The 3,781-nt window shown below is 45.3% G+C and carries 4 protein-coding genes and 1 pseudogene; 1 reads left to right on the forward strand and 4 read right to left on the reverse strand.

The genetic code is table 11. The features are described 5' to 3' along the window. Nucleotides 1-271 precede the first annotated feature (271 nt). A pseudogene (locus CIK99_RS12040) lies at nt 272-472 on the forward strand (SDR family NAD(P)-dependent oxidoreductase); the annotation flags it as partial. Between the two features lie 90 nt (nt 473-562). Here the strand turns inward: CIK99_RS12040 and CIK99_RS12045 are convergent. The 4 genes from CIK99_RS12045 to CIK99_RS16110 all read right to left on the reverse strand — a co-directional run bounded on the left by CIK99_RS12045 (nt 563) and on the right by CIK99_RS16110 (nt 3,777). Continuing rightward, complete coding sequence (locus CIK99_RS12045) at nt 563-1,354, reverse strand: MBL fold metallo-hydrolase (protein WP_094381747.1); 792 nt, start codon at nt 1,352-1,354, stop codon at nt 563-565. A 27-nt stretch (nt 1,355-1,381) separates the two neighbouring features. After that, the gene (locus tag CIK99_RS12050; RefSeq protein ID WP_254047801.1) at nt 1,382-2,335 is read right to left on the reverse strand and encodes an alpha/beta hydrolase; all 954 of its coding nucleotides are present in this window, start codon (nt 2,333-2,335) and stop codon (nt 1,382-1,384) included. A 392-nt stretch (nt 2,336-2,727) separates the two neighbouring features. Continuing rightward, on the reverse strand, nt 2,728-3,480 hold the full coding sequence (locus CIK99_RS12055) for an ATP-binding protein (protein WP_254047802.1): 753 nt from the start codon (nt 3,478-3,480) through the stop codon (nt 2,728-2,730). A 201-nt stretch (nt 3,481-3,681) separates the two neighbouring features. Further along, nucleotides 3,682-3,777 carry an IS3 family transposase gene (locus CIK99_RS16110; RefSeq protein WP_094381746.1) on the reverse strand — a complete coding sequence of 32 codons (96 nt, stop codon included), beginning with the start codon at nt 3,775-3,777 and terminating at the stop codon, nt 3,682-3,684. Nucleotides 3,778-3,781 lie beyond the last annotated feature (4 nt).

Genomic DNA, 3,781 nt, shown 5'->3' on the forward strand with positions numbered 1-3,781 from the left:
CATATTGTCCCGAAGGCTTCGCACCCAGTCGTTGCCAACTACGCACGCTTCGGTAGGCTGCTCTTAACGGAATAAGAGGTTCATTAGTTTCAAAGAACAATTATCTGTACGACTTCATGTCGCAAATTTGCCGCAAAGATACGAACTATTTTCTATTCCTCCAAACTTTTTCCTGATTATTCACACTAATTCCACATTTTTTCGCCTATTTCTTTTGTCATACAAAAAATCACGTAACTTTGCATCCACATAACAAAAAATATAAACAAGAATGAAAAAGATTGCATTGATTACCGGTGCTACAAGCGGAATAGGTGAAGCTTGTGCACGCAAATTCGCCGAGGGTGGATATAACCTCATCATCACTGGACGCAATGCCGGAAAGCTTGCCCAACTCAAGGCAGAACTGCCTACGGAAGTGCTGACTCTGTGCTTCGACGTGCGCGACCGCAATGCCGCCACCAAGCCAGTGCCCCTGCCCATGTTCAGATAGCAGAGGTGTTGATACTCGCCACACATCAGGCCAGTGGCAGTGTGATACACCGAGAGTAATAGTATTCTTTTAGTTCTCCGGCATAGGCATGTGCATGCCATACATCTTGAGCTTCTTCTCGCGTGCATATTTCAATATACGCAGGCGTGATTCGCGTGCGGCCTTGGCATCCATGTCGTATGTCGGACAATATTCGGGATACTTCAATTGAAGAGCCGCTCCATGTATGAGGTCGGCAATCACGAGAATGCTGTCCTTCTGAAAAACAGTGTGCCCTGGAGTATGCCCATAAGCCTCAATGCTCACTACTCCTCCTTCGAGAGTATCTCCAGCCTCGAAGAGGTGCAAGTGGTCCTTGTATGCCCCAAGAACAGCTTTAGCCAATTTTCCCTTGTCACCATCCATGGCAAGCCATGCTTCAGCCTCCACACGGTTGACATATACATTGGCATTGGGGAATGTCACCTTGCCGTCTTTCAGCAATCCGCCGATATGGTCGGGATGAAGATGAGTGATATATACCAATGGGAGTTCCTCGGGCTTCACTCCCAGTTCCTTCAACTTAGGCATGAGTCTGCTGAAGGGCGCTCCAAGTCCGGCATCAAGCAATATGTTTTTCCCCTCCGTCTGCAACAGGAAGCAATTCATGGCCGAAGGCACTCCATCTTGCAGCGATAGCGCATTCCACAGCGAGTCGGGTACCTCGGGGTATAACTTGTGCGGTTGCATTGTTCCTCCCTCCTTGTCCTCTATACATGTGATGGAGGTTGCCGGTATCGACTCATTTCCCGCCTTTGTGTTCTTTTGTGCGCAGGCTGCATTCATCAACAGTACTGCAGCTACCAGAATTACATTTCTCATAATTGTCAGTTTTTTATGTATTATCAATCACTTTTCATTAGACAAACAACCTATTTCCTTCATCCATCCCTCTGCAATCTCGGGCCACATGGCAGTTGTTCCTGGTTGCCGGCGCATTGCAATAGCATGTTTGCCAAAAGGAAATATATGCAATGAGGACTGTTTTACTCCCTTGTCAATCAAGGCACTATACATCATTACGCTGTTCATCGGCGATACTGCCCTGTCGTCAGAAGCATGAATAAAGAGCATCGGGGGATTATCTTTAGTCACCTGTTTTTCCATAGAATATCTCTCCACCATATCATTGCAAGGTTTTTCGCCTAACAGTGCATTTCGCGACCCTTTATTCGTCAGTTCATCTACCATTGTTATCACAGGACTTATCAGGATTGAAAAATCCGGACGGAATGAGTAACCGTCAATCGAATCGCCAACATTGCTGACATCTTCTACGATTGTGGAAACGCAAGCTGCCAGATGCCCTCCTGCGCTACATCCCATCACTCCAATCTTCTCCACTCCATACTCCGACGCATGAGCCCTTACGTATCTCACGGCTCTTTGTGCATCCTGCAGCGGTGCCTTCTCACGCTCGATAAGGTCGGGTGATGTAGGCAATCTATGCAGCAGGACAAATGCAGTGACACCTATACTATTGAGCCATTGGGCCATAGTGATACCTGCAGCCTCATAAGCCTGCTTTGCATATCCACCTCCAGGAATCAGGATTACCGCTGTATTCGTACGGTTATCCGAACAAGGTTGGTAAACATACAACCTCGGCATACCGATTTGCCATATACGATGATTAACCACCGAATCCCTCAGCTGCATATTTCGGCTGTTGGGCATATTGTCCACATTCCACAAGTCAATACGCCGTCCTCCACGGAAATCCTCTTCATAGTCGTTGGCATTAACAAATGTTGTGGCGAAAAGTGATAACGCCATTATCACAACAAACTTCAATCCACGCATAAATCTTATATATTTAGGTTATATTCACGCCACAAAGGTACGAACTATTTTCCATTCTTCCAAACTTTTCTCGGATTATTTGAAATAATTTGGCTTCTCTCAACTCCATCCAATAACCCCCAAGCGTCACATATCACATGGATTACAGAAAGATTCACTTTTCCCTCTTCCCTACAATCCAGTTCCACATAATCACGAGGAATATCGACCAAAGTATTATTTGCCAATATCCACCCTTGTCAGGTCCTATTCTTTTTAAGAGCCCCATTGATTTAAGACGATTAATGTTGTACTGAATTCCATCTATCGTCATACTTTTGAATTGCATCTGCACTTCTTTTACTGTAGCATAAGGGTTCTTCTGAAGATAATTTATTATTTCATCTTGTATACTAGATGTTTTCTTGGTAGTTTTCTTGGTAGTTTTCTTGGTAGTTTTCTTGGTAGTTTTCATGCCCTACCAAGGTGGTTTCATGGACGTTTTCCGTATTTCCAACTACCCTGGCAGGATACTGGTACCTGAATGTTATCCAAAGTCCGCAGGCATCGTAGCGGAAATCCACCATTGAGAAGCCATCTTCATTGCAGCCCTTGATGATGCGCTCAATGCCCCTACCCCACGCCTCCACTTCGCCAGCACGGAAGAATGTGTTGGCTATGTCGGGATTGTAGGGCATACTGCGATGCGATGACAACAATGTATCTACTGTCCAACCGTCGGGAAGAACCCCACCGTTGACAATCTGAAGCATATTGTCAGTCACTCTGATTTGTATGGGCGACGTGTCAGAATAATCCTTGTTAATGCAAGCGTTTAGCAATGCTTCCCTCAATGCCTCTCGCGGCATCGGGAAGGTCTCGATGCGCTGAATGCCCTCGTATGTTATTACCGCCTTAAGATATTTTGTGCAAAGCAAGTCCATCAGTTTATGTATCTGCTGGAACAGGTTGCCATGTATCTCGTCCTGATACACCAAGTCGGCATCCTCTCTGAAGAAACCGATTTTCACGAACGCTCCTGTTACATATTTCTCAGGGTCGGGATGGAACAACAATGCAGCAGCACGTTTCAGATACGAGCCTTCATAAAGACGCAATTTCTCAAGCAGTCCCTTGTTGTCATCCTGCAAGTCAGCCTCTTCCATTCGTCTGCTCAGCTTTGCATATCTCCGGAACAAATCAAATGTTGCATTGTCCAAATCATCCACAGTGAGATAAGGCACTGGCTTTTCCGCGATTTTCTGCCAAAAGAAAAAGCAGCGACCGCTATTTGTCGCTGCCCTTGAACCAATTCCAAACTATTATATTAGGACACTGACTGAAATGAACCCAAAAAGTTGGACGGGTTAATAACTGTGAGCCTGTTCGAATGCCTTTCTGTATAAAACAGGTGACATACCGTTGAGTCTCAATTTTATTCTTTCATTATTGTAGTATTCCATATAC

Source organism: Prevotella sp. P5-92, from assembly GCF_002251245.1.
In the GTDB taxonomy this organism is placed as follows: domain Bacteria; phylum Bacteroidota; class Bacteroidia; order Bacteroidales; family Bacteroidaceae; genus Prevotella.

Coding starts and splice junctions, on each gene's coding strand:
- CIK99_RS16110 (WP_094381746.1), bottom strand. CDS start 3,777: ATGGAATACTACAATAATGAAAGAATAAAATTGAGACTCAACGGTATG.
- CIK99_RS12050 (WP_254047801.1), bottom strand. CDS start 2,335: ATGCGTGGATTGAAGTTTGTTGTGATAATGGCGTTATCACTTTTCGCC.
- CIK99_RS12055 (WP_254047802.1), bottom strand. CDS start 3,480: ATGGAAGAGGCTGACTTGCAGGATGACAACAAGGGACTGCTTGAGAAA.
- CIK99_RS12045 (WP_094381747.1), bottom strand. CDS start 1,354: ATGAGAAATGTAATTCTGGTAGCTGCAGTACTGTTGATGAATGCAGCC.